Origin of the sequence: Carboxylicivirga sediminis (assembly GCF_018156225.1) — a bacterium.
Lineage (GTDB): Bacteria > Bacteroidota > Bacteroidia > Bacteroidales > Marinilabiliaceae > Carboxylicivirga > Carboxylicivirga sediminis.
Map to the genome: position 1 here is coordinate 123430 of NZ_JAGTAR010000006.1, position 18773 is coordinate 142202.

Annotated in this window: 8 protein-coding genes; all 8 read right to left on the bottom strand. The window is 40.1% G+C overall.

Features of this window, described 5'->3' with window-relative positions; translation table 11 throughout:
- Positions 1-88 precede the first annotated feature (88 nt).
- Complete coding sequence (locus KDU71_RS05830) at positions 89-4114, bottom strand: glycoside hydrolase family 2 TIM barrel-domain containing protein (RefSeq protein ID WP_212188976.1); 4026 nt, start codon at positions 4112-4114, stop codon at positions 89-91.
- 113 nt (positions 4115-4227) lie between these two features.
- Entirely contained in the window at positions 4228-6531 is a 2304-nt protein-coding gene (locus KDU71_RS05835) for a beta-galactosidase (protein WP_212188977.1), read from the bottom strand.
- A gap of 311 nt (positions 6532-6842) precedes the next feature.
- Positions 6843-9734 carry a M60 family metallopeptidase gene (locus KDU71_RS05840; protein ID WP_212188978.1) on the bottom strand — a complete coding sequence of 964 codons (2892 nt, stop codon included), beginning with the start codon at positions 9732-9734 and terminating at the stop codon, positions 6843-6845.
- A 502-nt stretch (positions 9735-10236) separates the two neighbouring features.
- Complete coding sequence (locus tag KDU71_RS05845) at positions 10237-11316, bottom strand: DUF4959 domain-containing protein (protein WP_212188979.1); 1080 nt, start codon at positions 11314-11316, stop codon at positions 10237-10239.
- Between the two features lie 22 nt (positions 11317-11338).
- Entirely contained in the window at positions 11339-13147 is a 1809-nt protein-coding gene (locus KDU71_RS05850) for a RagB/SusD family nutrient uptake outer membrane protein (protein WP_212188980.1), read from the bottom strand.
- A 20-nt stretch (positions 13148-13167) separates the two neighbouring features.
- Positions 13168-16533 (bottom strand): TonB-dependent receptor, encoded by a 3366-nt coding sequence (locus tag KDU71_RS05855; protein ID WP_212188981.1) that lies wholly within the window; start codon positions 16531-16533, stop codon positions 13168-13170.
- A gap of 175 nt (positions 16534-16708) precedes the next feature.
- Positions 16709-17680, bottom strand: coding sequence for a FecR family protein (locus KDU71_RS05860; protein ID WP_212188982.1), 972 nt, complete (start codon positions 17678-17680; stop codon positions 16709-16711).
- 76 nt (positions 17681-17756) lie between these two features.
- A complete protein-coding gene (locus KDU71_RS05865; protein WP_212188983.1) occupies positions 17757-18332 on the bottom strand; it encodes an RNA polymerase sigma-70 factor in 576 nt (191 codons plus the stop codon).
- Between the last annotated feature and the right edge of the window lie 441 nt (positions 18333-18773).

Consider the following 18773-nt stretch of genomic DNA (forward strand, 5'->3'; position numbering starts at 1 on the left):
CAGTTGCTATAAAACATCTGTCATCCTTTGAAAAAAGTCAACTGATAGTCTGAAACTTCCATCCTGGCAAGCTCAATAATGAGCTGTGTTATTCAGCAAGAATGCTAAATTCAGCGCCTCCCCCAAAATCCTGTCCGTTCTGTGAACTTAAACCGGTAAAGCGAATGAAACGCGCCTTTATAGGTTGCTTGAATAATACCTGCTTTTCTTTTTTATCGGGGGAGAAACGACCTGTATGTGCAGGCTCACCCCATTCTTTACCATCTATACTTACATGAATGGTATAGTCCTTAATATCTCCGTTATTTCCCCCATCCTGGCGTGACATATACGAGAAACCTTTGATGGACTTAGCTTCACCACAGTCGAAATCAACCCAGTGTGGGTACTGTGCAACAGTGACTGAATACATGGTGTGCCACATGGTTGACGGATCGCCATCCACCAGGTTATTGGCAGCGTTACCGGTACCGGGCTCCTCACTGCTGGCGAATACTACCGTTGTCTCAATCTTTTCAATTTTATTGAACGTCATTGTTATTTCAGAATCTTTGTTGCCTTTGTACCAAGCTTTAATGGTTCCATCTTCACGCATAGGAAATGATTCGCTGTAATCCTGTGTTTTACCACTGTTTATAGAGTAACATAATTGTGCATCGGTTTTACGTGAAGAAATCTTTACATTGCCATTACCTGAACGTGTGATAGCAATGGGCACCTCACCTGAGGGAGCCACATTGGCAATTTCATCCAAATTCAATCCTGCAGGACGAATAATAAAACCAAAATCGTTTTGACCGGCATAAACACGGTCGTGCTTTAGAGGCCCCCCCTGTCCGCAACTTGCTCCACCAAGACCTGTCACTTTCAAATCAAGATGAAGTGTAATGTCGCCAGCTTCCGGCAATTCATAGATGTGGGCAGCAGTCGCCATGGTTTGTGCTGTGTATGGCAATGCACTAACAACCATCTCACCATCAGCTACAAATACAGCACCTGCTTTGCTATTAGAGGTTAAGGCGCACCAGCGGGTTTCCTCGTGGTTGGCCATATCCTGAGGCTTGGGGAAGTTGACAAATTCCTCATTCACAGTCGTTGTGTATTTCTGGATATTCTGAGCAGTTTTACGGTCGTTGTAGTTACCTATAGGTCCACGTCCGTAATACGTAAAGTTCTCGTATTCTTTTGGAATAGTCATAGAGTAACCCAGTCGTGGCAACACAAATTGTGATTCATTGCTGGTGATGTTTGACTGAAGTTCCACTGAACCATCCTGGTAAACCGTCCATATCTGATTCGTTACAAAACGGAAGTCATCCTCACCGAATTGATTATCGGGAAGCTCTTCAACAGTTAGAACATTACCACTTGTACCACCATGCTGACGAGCAGCGTTGGGTGCTTGTGAGATTACCGTAAAAGACAATGTCATACTACCGTCTTCATTCGGCCACACCTTGGAATCAACTGCCACGTGTTTCAAATTATGAAGACCTTTTTCATACCATTTACTATATCCCCATGTATCATTATTAACAAAAGCTCTGAATGCGTCAAGCTTTGGTCCGTTGCCATCTTCTATGATTGTATTATCATCATAGATTAAACCATATAGTGAACCATCATTTAAATTAAATTTAGCTGAAAAGTTTTTCCCACTGATAACCCATATATGTTTGGATTTATCAATCATCAATCGCTTATCAGCCCCTTTAGATGCAACCGCATCGGCAACAGAAGGCACTCTGCTTTTCTCTTTAAGCAAAAACTGTTCTTGAGCCTGAACATACCCCCCATTAGCCCATGGCTGATCTTCTTTCAATGTGAACTGAAGTTTTATGAAGTATTCAGAATCAGGTTCGAAATCGGAAAAATCGTATGGTATGGTTACTGCAGCTTTTGATCTTGCATTGACTGGAGGTAGTGTAAGCTGACCATTTTTAACCTCAGTACCATTCTCCCAGATAGACCATTTCAAATCATAATCAGCAAGAGACTTGAAATAGTACTTATTGAAGATTTCAAACGAACCTTTCTTAACATCAAGTGCCTTAACAGCAATGTTCTGATATACTTTCTTAACTTCATAATACTGAGGTTTCAGGTCACGTTCGGCAAAAAGAATACCGTTCATCACAAACTGACCACTATTGGGTTTGTCGCCAAAATCGCCACCATACGCCAGGTAACGCGTGCCATCTTCCTTATAGTTGTATAGAGCCTGGTCAACCCAGTCCCAAATGGCACCACCACAGAAGAAGTTGGTCGATTCAATCGCCTCCCAGTAATCAATCAGGTTACCACAGGCGTTACCCATTGAGTGAGCATATTCGGAGATGTGGAACGGGTATTTAATATTCATTTCACCGGTAACCGCCTTATTCATCCAACCAATTGACGGATACTGGTTAGAGCCCATATCTACAATGCTGTTGTTACGTTCGTACTGAACGGGACGTGATTCATCAATCTTTTTAAGAGCATTGTATGCATGTACAAAGTTTTCGCCAGGTCCGGCTTCGTTACCGAGTGACCAAATGACGATAGAGGGATAATTTTTGTTCTGGTGAGTCATCTCAACAACACGACCAACGTGGGCATTTTTCCACTCAGGGGGATGAGAAAGCGAGGCTTCGCCATAGTAATACTGATGTGATTCGATATTGGCTTCGTCTTCCTGGTAAATACCGTATTTGTCGCAAAGGTAGTACCAGTAGGGTGCCGGTGGGTAGTGTGAATTACGAACGTGGTTTATATTGGCTTGTTTCATTAACATCACTTCCTCTTTCATCTGCTCACGAGTCAGTGTATGCCCCGATTCAGGGTGTGTTTCATGGCGGTTGACACCTTTCAGTTTTACCGTCTTGCCATTGATGTAATAATAGCGCCCGGCCAAACCAAATTCATCTTCTTCAGCTAAGGCATCTTTAATCACCACTTCACGGAAACCGGTGTAGGTGGAGATGGTCTCAACCATTTTGCCTTTCGCATCCTTCAGTTCAGCAACCAATGTATAACGATAAGGATATTCAGCCGACCACTGGTTTGGAGAAGCTACCTGCATCACTGCAGTAGCACTTGCCTGCTCACCACAATTTACAACAGGAACAGAGGCTGTCGCCACCACACCTTCTACCAATTCATTATCATCAGAATAGAGTTTATTGGCGTAGAGTGAATAATCCACTGTATAACCTTTAGCAGCCTTTTTACTGAAATTACGTATATCGACTGAAATATTGAGTGAGCCGTGTTCGTAGTTATCATCCAACTCAGGAAGGGCGAAAAGGTCACGAATCTGAACCTTGGGAGTAGAATACAGTTGCACAGAACGGAAAATACCTGGAAGGCGGAACATATCCTGTGCCTCAAGAAAAGAGCCGTCGGAGTTACGGTAAACCTCAGCGGCAATAATGTTAGTCCCTTTTTTAACGTATTTGCTGATATCAAAAATAGCTGCATTACGTGAATTCTTGGAGAATCCAATGTATTGACCATTGATCCACAGGTAGAAGAAAGAGTCCACACCATCGAATTGAACAAAGATTTCACGTCCATCCCAGTCTTCCGGAATTTCGAAATTACGACGATAAGAGCCCACTTCATTACGTGCCTCATAGGTCACCCAATCTTTAGCTGGCTCACGCATGACCCCACCTTTCCAGTCATCCACGGCAACTGTGTGTTTGAAAATTACCGGCTGGTTACAATAAATCGGTGTGCCGTATTTCTGGCCACCATCTTTAGCCAAACCAACAATATTCCAGTTAGACGGAACAGGAATCTCATCCCATTGGCTGACATCATATCCAGGTTTGTAAAAGTCTATCGGACGCAGTTCAGGGCGTTTGACCCAGTTGAACTTCCAATTCCCGTCCAGTGACTGCCAGTACTCAGAATTTTCAGGTAGTACTTTACGGGCACTTTCAACATCTTTGAAAGAATAAAAGGTAGCACGTGGCTGTTCTTTGTTATGGGCAAGGTGAGAAGGTGATTCCCACTCTTTGCCTGTCGTCGCTTCTTTATCACCATAAGTGAAACCTTCAAGTTGTGCCAAGGCAATGTTACAGCATGCAAATAAGCATACAATCAATCCCAATATAATTCTTTTCATATTCTGTTACTACGTGTTAGTTTTTATCTCTACAAATTTCACAATCCCTCGATAGTATAAAGTGTAAATTTTAAGCGATCAGGAGGACAATATAAATTTTATACATTAATCATTTATTCAAAAAGGAAAAATTGAGGGCGCCCATATATATTGATGTCTTTTACAGCGCCGGGTTTATTCATATCTCTCTGACGTAATCGAATCCCTTTTACACTTAAGATTTCACCCAAATCGATGATAACCTTGTGAGGATACTTATCATTTCCCTTACTCCACTTTGAATGCCAATAGGTACTAATATTATTATCAATCAACAGTTCAGCATGCCCTTCTCCCACTTCCTCTGAGTTGGTATAAAGTATCTCCCAGGTATCTTTGGTTAGAACGTCTCCATCCTCGCCTATTATCTCCAGTTCAGTTAAACAGGCAAAACTATCTGTATACCCGCTTATGGCTTCAATTGCAAGGTGCCGAAGCGTCTTGACACTGCTAAAATTGAAATCTTGCCAGCCGTTTTCTCGTTTCATCTGTACCTCTAGTAACCTATCTCCCAATTCTAATACTGGAGTCTTAGACCCATAATGCTTCGTCCGCTTTTTAGCGTTTATGTCATCCCCAATCTGATCAAGAATAGGAACAGCCAGACCTTCAACTGTTCTGGCCCCTGTATCTTCTAATGTAAAAATAACCAATTCATTATCGCCTTCATTTAGCCATGGTCCTGGCACATACAATGTCTGTTGTGGTCCAATGTTCCAAAACTTTCCTAAGGAACGACCGTTAATCCAGGCTGCTCCTTTACCCCATTTGCTTAAATCCAAGAACGTATCTCCCGGTTGCCTGAGTTTAAAGGTAGCTTTGTGAAATGCAGGCACCCCTTCAGTCTTACCAGAAGAATAATTGAAATCACCAACCTTTGCTTTATACAGCGGCATGGGTGTATTCATCCATCCGGCTATATCCTTGCCATTGATACTTACCTTTTCGGTTATTCCTTTCCGGTTATTTAAAATGTCGGCTCCATAATTTATTCTACCCACATTCTCAACAACAATTTCCAGTTTGGCAGGGACCTCCTTAATATCAATATTAATAGAGCTTTGAAGATGACGCCTGTCCAAACTACCAACCTGCTTGCCATTAATCAGAATGACAGCATAATCTCTAACATCTTTAATTGTTAATTTCCCACTTATTGGCTCATTTATAATGGTTTCGTAATGGATATAGCCAAAATCCTGATCAACATCTTCCATTGACATCGGCATTTCAGATGCGATACGCTGATTAAAGGCCTCTGACAAGGGTGCAGTCTCAACTAGCTCTATCGATGGAATTGTGATTACTGGATTTGGTTCTGGCACTGGAGGTAACTTCTCACTTTTGTATAACTTATCCTGAAGGACATCTCTGAATGCAAAGTATTTCTCGTATTCATTACCATACTCACCTAAAGGCGCATCATAATCATAACTTGTAGGTTGAGGCGCGTATCCATATGCATTATTCGCGCCGTTGGTATAGAAAAAATTAGTTCCCCCATGAAACATGTAAATACTCACTGACACCCCATTTTCAGCCATCCAGGCCAGCTGTTCGGTTGGTTTTTTATAGTCGCGATACGAATGCTTTTGCCCCCATACATCAAACCATGCCGGATAGAATTCAGCAACAAAATAGGGACCTCCATCGTGAAAACGATCAACGGATTTAAAAATATCTTCGCCAACGGCACCATTAACGGTAGTAATCGTACCTTCCACAAATCCAGCTTCCATCTGGCCGGAACCATCACAAGTCATAAGGGGCGTATTAAACCCGGCTGACTTAATCATATCCCTCAACTTTCCAAGGTAAACCTTGTCATTTCCATATGAACCATATTCATTTTCAACCTGTACCATCAAAATTGGCCCGCCATTTTCAATTGTTAAATCGGCCAGCTCCTCGCCCAAACGTTGTATGTAACGATCACAAGCCAGCAAAAAACGCTCATCATTACTGCGGTACACCATATCCTTTTCCTTGAGCAACCACGATGGGTAACCTCCAAAATCCCACTCTGCACACACATATGGTCCAGGGCGTAAAATGACATACAGCCCTTCTTGCTGTGCCAGTTCAATAAAATGGCGAATATCAGCCTGGCCTTCAAAATCAAACACTCCCGGCTGACGTTCATGAAAGTTCCAGAATACATAAGCTGATACGGTATTTAAACCCATGGCTTTTGCCCTTTTTAATCTGTCCTGCCAATATTCTTTTGGAATACGGGGATAATGCATCTCCCCACACATTAACTGAATTGGCTGATCATCAAGCTGAAAAGCACCATCTTTTACGATAAATCGTGCCGATTCTTTGAAGGCACAGGATGAAAGAATTACCACGAGTACAATACTTACTACTATTCTCATCCTGTTACTAGATGGATTGCTACTAAATAACTTTATCAAAACCTGTTTATATTTTTTATAATGAATACTTTACTATCAACCTTGAATACTTTATTCTTGCTTCTGAAAATGATTACTTTAAGCCGCATCAATAAATTATCTGTATAAATGACAGAAGAAATAAAGGCCTTTAAAGTCTGAAGAATATTCTAAACCTATCTTGAGAAACCTTCTTTAAACCACAAAGAGAATTAAATAAAGGCATGTTCGCACAAGAAGAGATTATCAAACTCTGCGAACATTCACCTAATATTAACTTTGTGCACTTCACCTTACCTTTCGCCGAACACTAAAACGCGAGTACCATCATAGCCTACAGCTTCAATACGTGTTGAACCCGATGGGTAAGGCACCTTGGAACTGGTGTTACTATTACTTCCGGTACCAACCATTGTGATGTTGGTCAGCTCGTTACCAGCATAGGTTTCAAAAACAACTACATTCTGCCAGTTGGAATGGGAAATCGTTTTGGTGGTTGACCCGCTTACTCCAGTATTAAAAGTCCCCGACACCTGTCTTCTATTTTTGAAAGCGTCAATACAGTTGCCACTGATATAATAGATGTAGTCGGTTTCAGGTTTTGGATATTTCGTAGCATAGCTGATTACCTCATCAACCATTGACTGAGTAATGGTTTTACGTGCTACTCCATAGTCATTCATTGACTTATCTATGACCTTAAGCATGCCTATTTTAATAAAGAAATCGCTAAGATCAAACTGTACTGCATCACAGGCATTCTTCATAAAGTTAATCTGCAATTGCCCATCGCTTAATCCTTTTTCGTCTGTCTGTCTGACCTTTTCAAATATTTCGGCCCAGAAATATGGCCTGTGCCAGGCATTACCCTCTCCTGCCACATGGAAGTACAACTGCAACTGCCACATGGGTACAAGTTTAACAAAGTGATCTCCACCCCAATCGCCGTTCTCATCAGCTCCATATTGCCTGTCGGGGCCTGCCTGTATACCCCATTCCTGGCCCTTAACCAAACCGTTATTCAGGAAAGCGTTAAAACGACCGCCAATGTCTCCGCCAATATTTTCATGTTCTAAACGGAGACTATTTGGTGTGTAGCAATATTGTATCCATGCCGAATAGATGTTGTTGGTACATTCGGTTGTACCTACCCATTTCATACCAGGACGTACCTGATTCACATGTCCAAATTCGTGTGCCACTCCCCAACTGGTTCTTCTTAAGTTATCCGGATTAGCCACATCTCCCATTGTATTATCATGAAAGGCAGCCCCCCATCCGTCTGCATGCATGTAACCGTCCCAAATCACCCTACCAAACATCTTGTTTTTTGGCAGACGGTTGTATTTTTCCAATCCCATAATAGTATGCTGAGAGCTGACTATACTATCATAGATAACCATTAATTCAGCCAGGCGACCATAGCACTGGTTTCGCAATGAGTTAACGCTATAAGCAAGATGCACGCGTTGGCCTTTTACATCTAAAATAGGACTCACAGCATTATCAAGAAGTTTCATCCCATATTCTTCGGAGTGCTTAGCTGCATCGAAATAACCGTTAACCTTTCCCGACGCAATATGAACTTTAACAGGACTAGCCGATTTGTAATTTTTAGTGTAATAGCTAAGATATCCATTGCCTTTTCCTTTCATGGTCAACACATTAAGTCCTTCTGCCAGAGGATAACTAAAATCATCGCCCGATTGTCCGAAATCAGTCACTCTAAGACTCACTTTTTCACCATTTAAAGGACCTGTAAAAAGCACCACTTCATCACCGCTTTCGAAATACATACCAGTCATGTTTTCAAATTGACTGTAAGTACTGGTTTTAAGTTCAGCTGTCAGATCTGCCAACTCTCTTACCGGCTCATAGTTCTGCACTCTGAACTCGGCTGGATATTCACCTGCCAGCAGGTATGCGGCAATATTTTGGAGAAAGGGATTCTGTATACTTGCAATATCATTTATTGTGGAGCCTGGGTTTAGCTCAGAACAAGTCATATCGGTAAAGAATTGCAAGTCTTGCTCAATGCTGTTCATTGCTTTACTTTCGTAACACTCAAATTCGGCCAGTGATACATAGTATTTTCCTTCATCACCAGAATAAGCATCGGTGATAACCAGCTTAATATCCTTAGGACGTATAACAGGAGTAGCAAAACGAACCACCACAGGTTGATTGGAAAAAGGTGCTTCGATTGTTCCCATCTGTTTAAAGGTTTGATCATCGTATGTATTGACCCAGATTGTAGCCGTTTTGATGATGCCGTTCGGGCCACTGTTTCGCGGATGCAGCACCACATAGTTGACAATATTATCTGTCACATCTTCCAGATTAAATACCATGGTTATATCCGTATCGGGTGTCATACCACCCCAGGGAGAATGGTAGATGGTTGACGTTTGCCCATCAATAGTATTATTAACGCCTTCCCCACTCTGGTATTTATCTGCGGGTATTAAAGTTACACCCTGTATGTTGAGTTTAAGATCTTTTTCAAATGCGGTGGCGTCCTCCGGTTTGTATTTATCGCCGGTTAACGACTGGGTAATCATAACGCTATCCGTCAATCCAGCATCCTCATCTGAAAAATATACTTTAGCCTGCCTTTGGGGTAGGTCGTTTTCCAACTGCTCCACTTCAATCAGGAATGCAAAATCTACCAGGTCAGTCTTCACTCCCTTAAGTCCCTCATTATCTACCTGCTTAATCCAGGGTTCGGAAAATGAAATAAGCGGGGAAGCATTACTGGCTATTTTTAATTCAAGTTGCTGGCTGTTCAGATTGAGGTTGATATCTCGCGAGTCGATTAAAATAACCGGCTTGGTACCCAATTGGGTGACTTTAATTGTCTCGGTAAGCCCAGCAGCCGTTATTTTAATATTGGCCGTTCGAACGTCAAAGGTAGTGTTAGACAACACTGTGACACCCAACCACGCATTATCGGCATTATTAATCTCGACGGAGCACCAAGACTGGTCTGAGCTGGCAGTCCAGTTGACCACATTGGTTTTAAAAGAAATAGTTTTGGACGTCTCCTCAGGGGGCAAATTAATTGTTTTATCGGCATTTTCAATTTCCAATATAGGAGGAGGTGCCGCATTATCCTTCTGACAGGCTGAATAAAAAAAACTCAAAAACAGTATAGATATAAGCAATAATATTTTGATTTTAGACATAATAAAGCAATTAAATAATGATTAGTATTGCCTGATAGCAGACGAATGTGAAACACCAATTCTTTATTAAGTATATCCTTCACAAAGCATAACATCCCAAATTGCGAAGGTTATTTGTATATAATCCATTTAGCAATTAACCTAACCTTATACAATCTCTTAACTCGCAGACAATGATTAAGAGGTTGTTAGGCTAGTAATTGTGGAGCTATTAACTTATTTACAAAGTGTTCTTTTTCAGAACTCACTAAATCAATACACTTCTGAAAGTACATTTTGTATTAAATCGCTACTTTGGTTAAAATCATAGTCAATATGACATCACCACAATAAAAAGTAGCATGAATCATTTTGATTGGCACCTATTTCGCACTTTCGCTGGATGACTTCCAGTAGCTATTAGCTTAATGATATCGCTCTGTGCGAACATTATTCAATATTCAGGTTTGAATTTAAAGCGGACAGCCTAAGGCCATCCGCTATTCATTATAATGATAAGTTATTATTGTATCACACCACCGTATATGTATATCTCTGACAAGAAGGCAAAGAAGTTAGGACCTTCCACAGCTACATACTTGAAATAACGCATTTGTGGCGAACCGGCTATTGCAAATTGTTGCCCATCGTCAATGGTTGCATCAAAATCAAACTCACCATAATCGGTCCAGGTAATACCATCGACACTTCCTAAGAGCTGTATCTTGGTTTGCCCGCGACTATCGCCCTGGCGTCTGTAGCACTCGAATTTAGATACAGCAACTTGCTGTCCCATGTCAATAATAAACCAGTGAGGATAATCAGGACTGCCTCCATTCCATTGGGTATGCCAGAAGGTTCCCAATTCGCCATCAAAGGATGCAGTAACCAAACCGTTTGGTGCACCTTCGGCGGGCTCTTCTGATGAAAAATCAACAACAGCCCAGCCTGTTCTGTCAATTTGTTCTTCTACCAATGGAGTAGCAGTAAATATTACCGGTTCAGACTTGTGTTCATAAACATCTGTTGCAATCACTGAGAAAGTATATTCCTGAACAGTCAAACCACCGATTGAACCAACACCGGTTTCGAGTGCATTAAATGATACAGATTGCTCTTGTTGGTCTTCATCCGTGTAACTGACAACCACTTTTACCTTTTTTCCTGTTTCGTTAACCCATGATACCTTAACGCCACCAAAATCAGGTTTCAAATCAACCGTTCCAATAACCAGTTCATAAGGAGGAGTATTGGCATTTGCCGTAACCGACTGCTTTTCAGATGCGTTTCCATTTTCATCATAAGCCGTCAAGGTAAATTCGTTGGAATCTGTATTACCAAAACCTTCAATGACCTTCTCCTGGCTATATTTGCTGGCTTTAACACTTCTGGCCTTACCCTTTTCATCTGTATAGTTAATATCCACATAAAACAGATCTTCATCCGTTGGGTTAGTCCAGGATAATTTTACAGAACCATAGTCTGAAATCGCTTCAATATTCGATACTGGTCCGGGAGGAGTTGTTTCTCCTTCTTCTTTCTCGCAGGCAAACAGCATGCAGCCTACTATCATCAAAATTAAGTATTTATATATCGGTTTCATTTTTGCAAATTTTGAATAACAATTACCATCCTGGATTTTGCACCAGATTTGTATTAATCTCCAGTTCCTTTATTTTGATTGGGAAAAGATAATAGCCTGGAGAAAGAAATACACGTTCCTCAGTATCAACCACCTGATAAAACTCAGTTGCCGAGGAGCCATTAATCTTCCAGCCTTTAACTGGCGTATTAAACACTTCTTCTCCCATTTTCCAGCGCCTGATATCCCAGCAACGGTGACCTTCATAACATAATTCAATGGTCCGTTCGGTTCTAATTATCTGACGCATCTCTTCTTTGGTAAAACTACTTTTGCCAACCTTTTGCCAGGCCTGCAAAACACCTGGGACTCCAGATCTATTTCGAATTCGATCCAGGTAGGTGATAACATCAGTATGGCTGGCACTGCCATTGTACTCATTTAATGCCTCAGCATAATTAAGATACAATTCGGCCAAGCGAATAATCGGCCATGGATAGAGTATCATGTTATCCTTTGAGGCTGTCATGGTGGTATTCGGATGAACACCTTTTTTCACCAAATAACCTGTTGGTGAATAATCGTTTCTGTTGTCAGCATAACCGTGCGCTTCATTAGAACGCATTCGAAGGGAAGTTACTTCACCGTTAATCTCATAATCTCCCCTGTCATAACCTATTGTGGCATAAAAGCGAGGTTCTCTTTCCTGATGCAGCTTAACAGTAACCCCATCAACGGTGTAACGTCCAGCGTAATCAAAATCCGGATCCACATCAATTGGAAGACCATCTTTAGTGAGAAAAGCTTCCACCATTCGCATTGTAGGTGCTTGTCCATTATAGGTTGTACCGTTGCCATTGGCAGGTGCACTGTGCCTCTGCCAGCCATAGTAACCCTCTGATTTAGAATAGCCCCATACCAACTCCTTGTTCCATGCATCCACCATTGAGTAGCGGTAGTTAGCTACTGATTGTTCAAATTCATCAGCCATCGATTCAGGATATTCATACAACTGCCGTCCATTTCCTTCAGCCATATCAATGGCCTCCTTAGTGGCATCAACCGCCCTCTTCCATTTCTCGGCATCGTATGTAGTATTCATCAATGATTCACCGTCCTTATTTTTAAAGTCGCTATAGAATTCACTGTTCCCATTAAATAGGGGTGATGCTGCATAAAGTAACAGGCGTGCCTTAACAGATTTAGCAACCATTGCTGAAGGTTTACCATACTCTGTCTGATCAACAATCTGTGATGGCAGGTCAATGGCGGCCTCATCTAATAGTTTAGCAATAAAATCAACACACTCGTCATAGGGTCTGCGGACCGGGAAAAACTCCTCCTCCGGTGCATCCAGCGGAACGGATTTCTCCATAATAACAATAGGCCCGTACTGACGCAACAAAATAAAATGGTAGTACGCTATCAGAAATTTTGCTTCAGCTTTCCATTGTACATTAAGTTTTGGTTCTAAATCAGCTACATTGTCAATATTTTCCAAAAACACATATGCCTGACGAATACCGTCATAAAGGTCAATACTTCCTGCTGTTGTCCAATAATCAAAAAATGGTTCATTAGCATTTAACTCCCCCTTCATCATCCGCTTAGCATAATAGTGACCTCTGTCCCAAGGCGTTGCTAATTCGTCAGTTCCCCATAGCCCGATACTTGCAAACATATCATTCTCCTTTGGCATGAATGAGTAAAGGGAAAACAGGAAATTCTGGGCCTCACCAGGTCTTGCGAATGCATCTTCCAGTGTGGGCGTATTATCAGGTACAATCTCCAGGTAGTCACATGAAAATGTGAACAAGGAAAGAAAAAGTACTATATATTTTAATCGTTTCATAATTCGTTTCTTTAATTGAATTAGAGTTTAAGTTGAACACCAATATTCACAACTCGCTGAGGTGGATATCCCAAACCGTTGGTTCCGGTGTAATTAGGATTACCATTACCGACGTTCATTTCTGGATCCCAAAACTTAAACTTAGAGATGGTGAACAGGTTGGTAGCATTAGCAAAGAAACGTGCCTTTTTATATGTATAGCCCAGTTCCAGATTTTTTAGTCTAATGAAATCACCATCGCGCAGCCACCATGAAGAATTTTGCTGATTATTAGTATTCTCGGTATCCGATAAACGTGGATAAAATGCATTAATATCCTGAGTTTCCTCATTCCAATAATCATCGGCAATGGCTTGTAACACATTTCTTTCGTTTTGTGCAAAAGGTTGAATATCTCTTAAAAAGAAAGATACGCGGGCAACACCTTGAAAGAAGAATGAGAAATCAACATTTTTATACTTAAAGAATGAGCCAAAGCCATATACTATTTCTGGAACTGTAGGGTGTCCCATTGGAACCATATCATTCACATCTATGCGATCCTGCCCATCAATGGCATTTGACACATCTTTATATTTTATATCACCAGGTAAAACCGGTCCAAAAGTATGGTTAGCACTATTATCTATCTCGGCCTGATCGATAAACAGGTGTTCGGCTTCTAAGCCCCATAACTGATTAATTGGACGACCAACCTTTGATAAATAAGGATAGGTTTGGTTAGGTTCGTCAATTTCAAGCACTTCATTGGTAGCGTATGTAAAGTTACCTCTTGCAGACACAACCAGGTCACCAAACACTTTATTGTATTCCAGAGACGCATCAAATCCCCTGTTCTCAACTTTACCAATATTTGCGTATGGTTTAGCATTACCAATACCAACTGTACTAGGCACTGTTTCGCGTTGCATAAAAATGCCATCACGTATTTCATGGAACACATCGGCCTGTAACATAAAATCATCGAAGAGTCCAACCTCTATACCAATGTTGGTTTTACGCCCTACCTCCCAGGTAGTTAATTCATTTCCATACTGATCAATTGAAACACCATTGCGCGAGTTATTAAAGTTTTCACCAAATGTATATCCATAATCACCATTAGATAAATTGACCTGTGTCAGGTAAGGGAAGCGATCACCTCCAATCTGGTCATTACCTACCAATCCATATGAAACGCGTAGCTTTAACAGACTGATTGTCTCTTTTAATCTTTGAAAGTAGGCCTCATTAGATATGATATACCCTACAGCGTATGAAGGGAAGTAACCAAAACGTTTACCACTAATAAAGTTCTCACTCCCATTATACCCAAAGTTAAACTCGCCAAAATATCGGTTATCGAATGAGTAAGTAAAACGGCCTGCTACCCCCTGGTTACGATATGGTAATAGTAAATAATAATCTGTAGCACTCCCATTAACGTACTCATCTTGGTTATACAACAACATTCCTGAAACATCATGTTTGCCATAAGTGCGCATGTAGTTAAATGCAAATTGCATATAGGTCTTACGATCACCTGAACTACCAGACGAATGATCAAGGGAGTTTCTCCCTCCACTTCCTACTTGCTTCAATGTATAATCGTAATCACCTGCATCAGGATCGAATGCGTAAGTATCAACCTCGTAATAGAATGGCTCAATTTTACGGTCAATGCTTGTTGAGCTCCAGTTTTTAAAAGAAATAAGACCATTGACTGAAAGACCTTTTGTAATAAAATCCAGTTCCTGATCAAAATTAAAACTTGAAATAACTGTAGATGAAAAACGTTCACTATACCCTTTCACCATTTCTGCATAAGGATTAATGTATCTGCCGCTAAAGAATCCTCCAGACTTATTACCAAAATATATATGCTCTTCTCCTTCTCCTGGGAAAGTTATTGGAAAAGCGACTGGATTGGAGTTCATTATATTGCCGTATAAAGAAGACGCAGCAACTACAGGCCCGTTATAATCCTCCAGGTTAGCTGAAATTTTCAGATCCACCTTCGTCGTTGGTGTCAGATTGATAGTCAGATTGTTGCGCAAGTTATATCGCTTCACATCAATATTGCTGTTATATGGCATTGAGTCGTCAGATTTCAGGATACCACTATCATGAAAGATAGAGGCCGATAAAAAGTACTGAGCCTTTTTGCCACCACCAGTCACATTCAGGTTACCACGCTGGCTTTGTGCCATACTCTTAAATAGGGTATTGTACCAATCCACATTAGGAAAAACATATTTATTCAGACCTTGAGCTGTACCATCAATTTTCTCCTGACTGAATTTCATTGGATCGAGTGGTCTTCTCATTCTAATGGCTTCATTGTACATCTTCATGTAGGTTACACCATCGGCGAATTCAGGAATCTGAGTTGGCTGAGAGAAAGATGTTTCAGCTCTGATACTAATACTGGCTCTTTCTACATCTTTACCTGTTTTGGTGGTAATAAGTATAACTCCATTGGCACCACGCACACCATAAATAGCAGTCGCAGTCGCATCTTTTAGTATGGAGAAACTGGCAATATTTTCAGGTTCAATATCATTAAAATCACCACTACTTACTTCCACACCATCTACAAGAATGAGTGGACTTTTATTGGCGCCAAAGGTTGAAATACCACGAATCCAGAAATCAGCACCATCGGCACCAGGTTCACCAGAGCGCTGCACTGAAATTACACCTGCCAAGCGACCAGCAAGTGTTGTTGATAATGAACTTGTTGGCATTTTCAGTTCCTCTGGCTTAACCGTATTTATCGAACCTATAACACTTGCCTTTTTTTGCTTACCAAAACCAACCACCATTACTTCCTCAAGACCTTGATTATCATCCATCATGGTCATATTGATGGTGCTCTGACCATTGTATGCAACTTCTTGCTGTTTCATCCCAATAAAGGTGAAAACAATAGCATCTGCATCTTCAGGTACACTTAAGATATAGTCTCCGTTGATATCAGTAATAGAACCTATGGCTGTACCCTTAATAATTACATTTACACCGGGTATTGCAGCACCTCCTACATCAGTCACACGCCCCTTAAGCTCTTTCTGGTTTTGTTGAACTGCGTTATCTTCAACATAGCGTTTCTGCGAAATAATAATCTTGTCATCAAGAATAATATAACCGACTTTCTGATCCTTCAGGATATGGTTCAGAACCTCTTCAAGGTTTGCATCTTTAAAATCAGCTGAAATTCTTACAGCTTCATTTAACTCATCTGTACTATACATGATAGACAATTCTGAAGTGTTTTTAAGCTGATCCAATACCTCAACAATGGAGTTATTATTAGCCGAAATAGACACTGTACTTTTTTGCGAAAACAAATCTGCTGCACTTATTGTCAGCAAATTAACGCAAAGCAAGAAAGTCGTAATCTTCATAACTTTTAACAGTTTTCCCCTACACCGCATGATATACCATGTGCGGTCAAATAGAATTTTTTTCATACTTTTGATATGGTTATATTAAAATTTATAGATGCTCCACTGCAATGAAGCGTTATTGAATTTTAACGGAGAGTCCTGCAAGACACTCCGTTTTTTGTTATTTCATAGGCTATTTTTCAATAATTACTACGCTATTTTTTATAGTAAATGAAAAGGATGACCACTCTTGCAAGGTTTCAAGCACCTGAGGTAGTGACTCATCCTTAAATTCTCCTGTCAATCGTTTTTTTGATAATTGATGATTATTGAACACGACTTCCACATTATAGTGACGTTCAATCTTGGTTGCGATATCCCCAAAGGTTTCATTTCTAAAAGAAAGACGATTTTCTCTCCAAGCTAATTCATGCCTCAAATCAACCGTGTGAACATCATGCATTAAAGTTTGATGGTTATATATGCACTTTTGAGAGGGATTTAACAGCTGATTTTCTAATATTTCAGATTCATCATTCTTAAACTCCAGATTCACGAGTCCATCCACCAAAATAGTGGTAGTATAATAATCGTCGGGATATGCTTTAACATTAAAGGTTGTACCAAGCACCTTGATATCTGAATATTTAGTATAAACCACAAAAGGCCAATCTTTGTCATGTTCAACATCAAAGTAACCTTGCCCTTCGAGCCTTACTTCTCTTTTATCTGAATCAAATTTAAGGGGGTAATACAATTTTGTATCTGGTGCCAGCCACACTTTAGTGCCATCCTCCAAAATAATCTGCTGCTGATTTCCCTTTTCCACAGTAACCATCTCCCACTTTTCACCTTCAGTATTAAAAAGTAAGAAGGTTAGAGTACCAATGAACATCAAACCTATAAACGCTGCTGCAATTCTATGAAACAATCGCCTTGTTTGCTTCTTCTGAATCTTTCGACGGATATCTAAATAGTCTTTTGTTTTCCACTCTGTATCATTCTTACTTAGGAGAAAAGCTTTGGAACGCATATACTTCTCAAGTATTTCATACCTCCTGGCATCAGCATTCAACCAATCCTTTATTTTCTCTTCTTCAGCCTCATTGGTTTTTCCGAAAATAAATTTTATAAGTAGTTCCTGATTGAAATTATTGTCTTCCATTTTTACGTCTTATAAACCAATAACGTGTAAAAGACCTGACACCCTAGTGTAAAAATGTAAATATTTTTAACTTTTTTTAATTATTACTCCAAAAGCCAATAATAGAAGCAATTACTGGAAGGTATTCTTGCAGCTCGTGTCTAAAAGTTTTCAATGCCTTTGACATATGAAACTCCACTCCTTTAACAGATATATCAAGTTCAAGGGCGATTTCTTTATTAGTCTTATCTTCAAATCGACTCATTCGAAACACTCTGGCAGTTTGTTCTGGCAGGTTATTTAATACTTTATCAATGCGATTGGAAAGCTCCAGTATTTCGATTTCTGAAATATGAATTTCTTCTTGCTCAAGAAGTCTTTCTAATATTAAAGCTCTTGAATTATGACGAACTTTCTGCTTTCGAAGAAAATCAAAGCATGCGTTTTTAATACTTCTGAAGATAAACTTTTCAAGTTCTTCCTCTGAAAAGTTATCTACTCTAACTTCCCATAATTTAATAAAGAGTTCCTGCACAAGATCACGGCAAACATCGAAATCAAGAATGAAGGTATGAGCATAATGACACAATCGTACATAGTAGCTTTCAAATATCTGGCTAAAAAACTCATCCCGCGAAGCAATAGTATTTCCCGATAATTTATCCTGCGCCATTTTCATATCTTCAATTGGTAACTGGGTTATTACCTTACGACCATTGCAAACGTAATGAAAGAAATCGAAAATTCATTAAGATTTTTTAACAAAACAAGCTACCACATATTTTCACTATTATCTAATACGTATCATCTTTCTTATAGCTGTTAACAGGTTTTGGTTCATCAAATGCAAGTTTTATCTTACCAATACTCAATCACATTAAAATATGAATATAACTCTCCTCCAAAACTCCTTATTCTTCCCATTCATCTTCTCACACGAAAACGAACTATCTATCTAATATAAAGCAATGGCTTATTTGTTACAAGTCGCTTTTTCAAAGTTACTGCTTGCATTGAAACAACCCAGGATTCTAACCAAATCCATCTATGTAAACGGGATTAGTTTTTTACTAAAGGATTAGATCCAATTCTGCAGTTTTTTTTGGTAATTGTA

Coding starts and splice junctions, on each gene's coding strand:
- KDU71_RS05845 (WP_212188979.1), bottom strand. CDS start 11,316: ATGAAACCGATATATAAATACTTAATTTTGATGATAGTAGGCTGCATG.
- KDU71_RS05840 (WP_212188978.1), bottom strand. CDS start 9,734: ATGTCTAAAATCAAAATATTATTGCTTATATCTATACTGTTTTTGAGT.
- KDU71_RS05850 (WP_212188980.1), bottom strand. CDS start 13,147: ATGAAACGATTAAAATATATAGTACTTTTTCTTTCCTTGTTCACATTT.
- KDU71_RS05860 (WP_212188982.1), bottom strand. CDS start 17,680: ATGGAAGACAATAATTTCAATCAGGAACTACTTATAAAATTTATTTTC.
- KDU71_RS05865 (WP_212188983.1), bottom strand. CDS start 18,332: ATGGCGCAGGATAAATTATCGGGAAATACTATTGCTTCGCGGGATGAG.
- KDU71_RS05835 (WP_212188977.1), bottom strand. CDS start 6,531: ATGAGAATAGTAGTAAGTATTGTACTCGTGGTAATTCTTTCATCCTGT.
- KDU71_RS05855 (WP_212188981.1), bottom strand. CDS start 16,533: ATGAAGATTACGACTTTCTTGCTTTGCGTTAATTTGCTGACAATAAGT.
- KDU71_RS05830 (WP_212188976.1), bottom strand. CDS start 4,114: ATGAAAAGAATTATATTGGGATTGATTGTATGCTTATTTGCATGCTGT.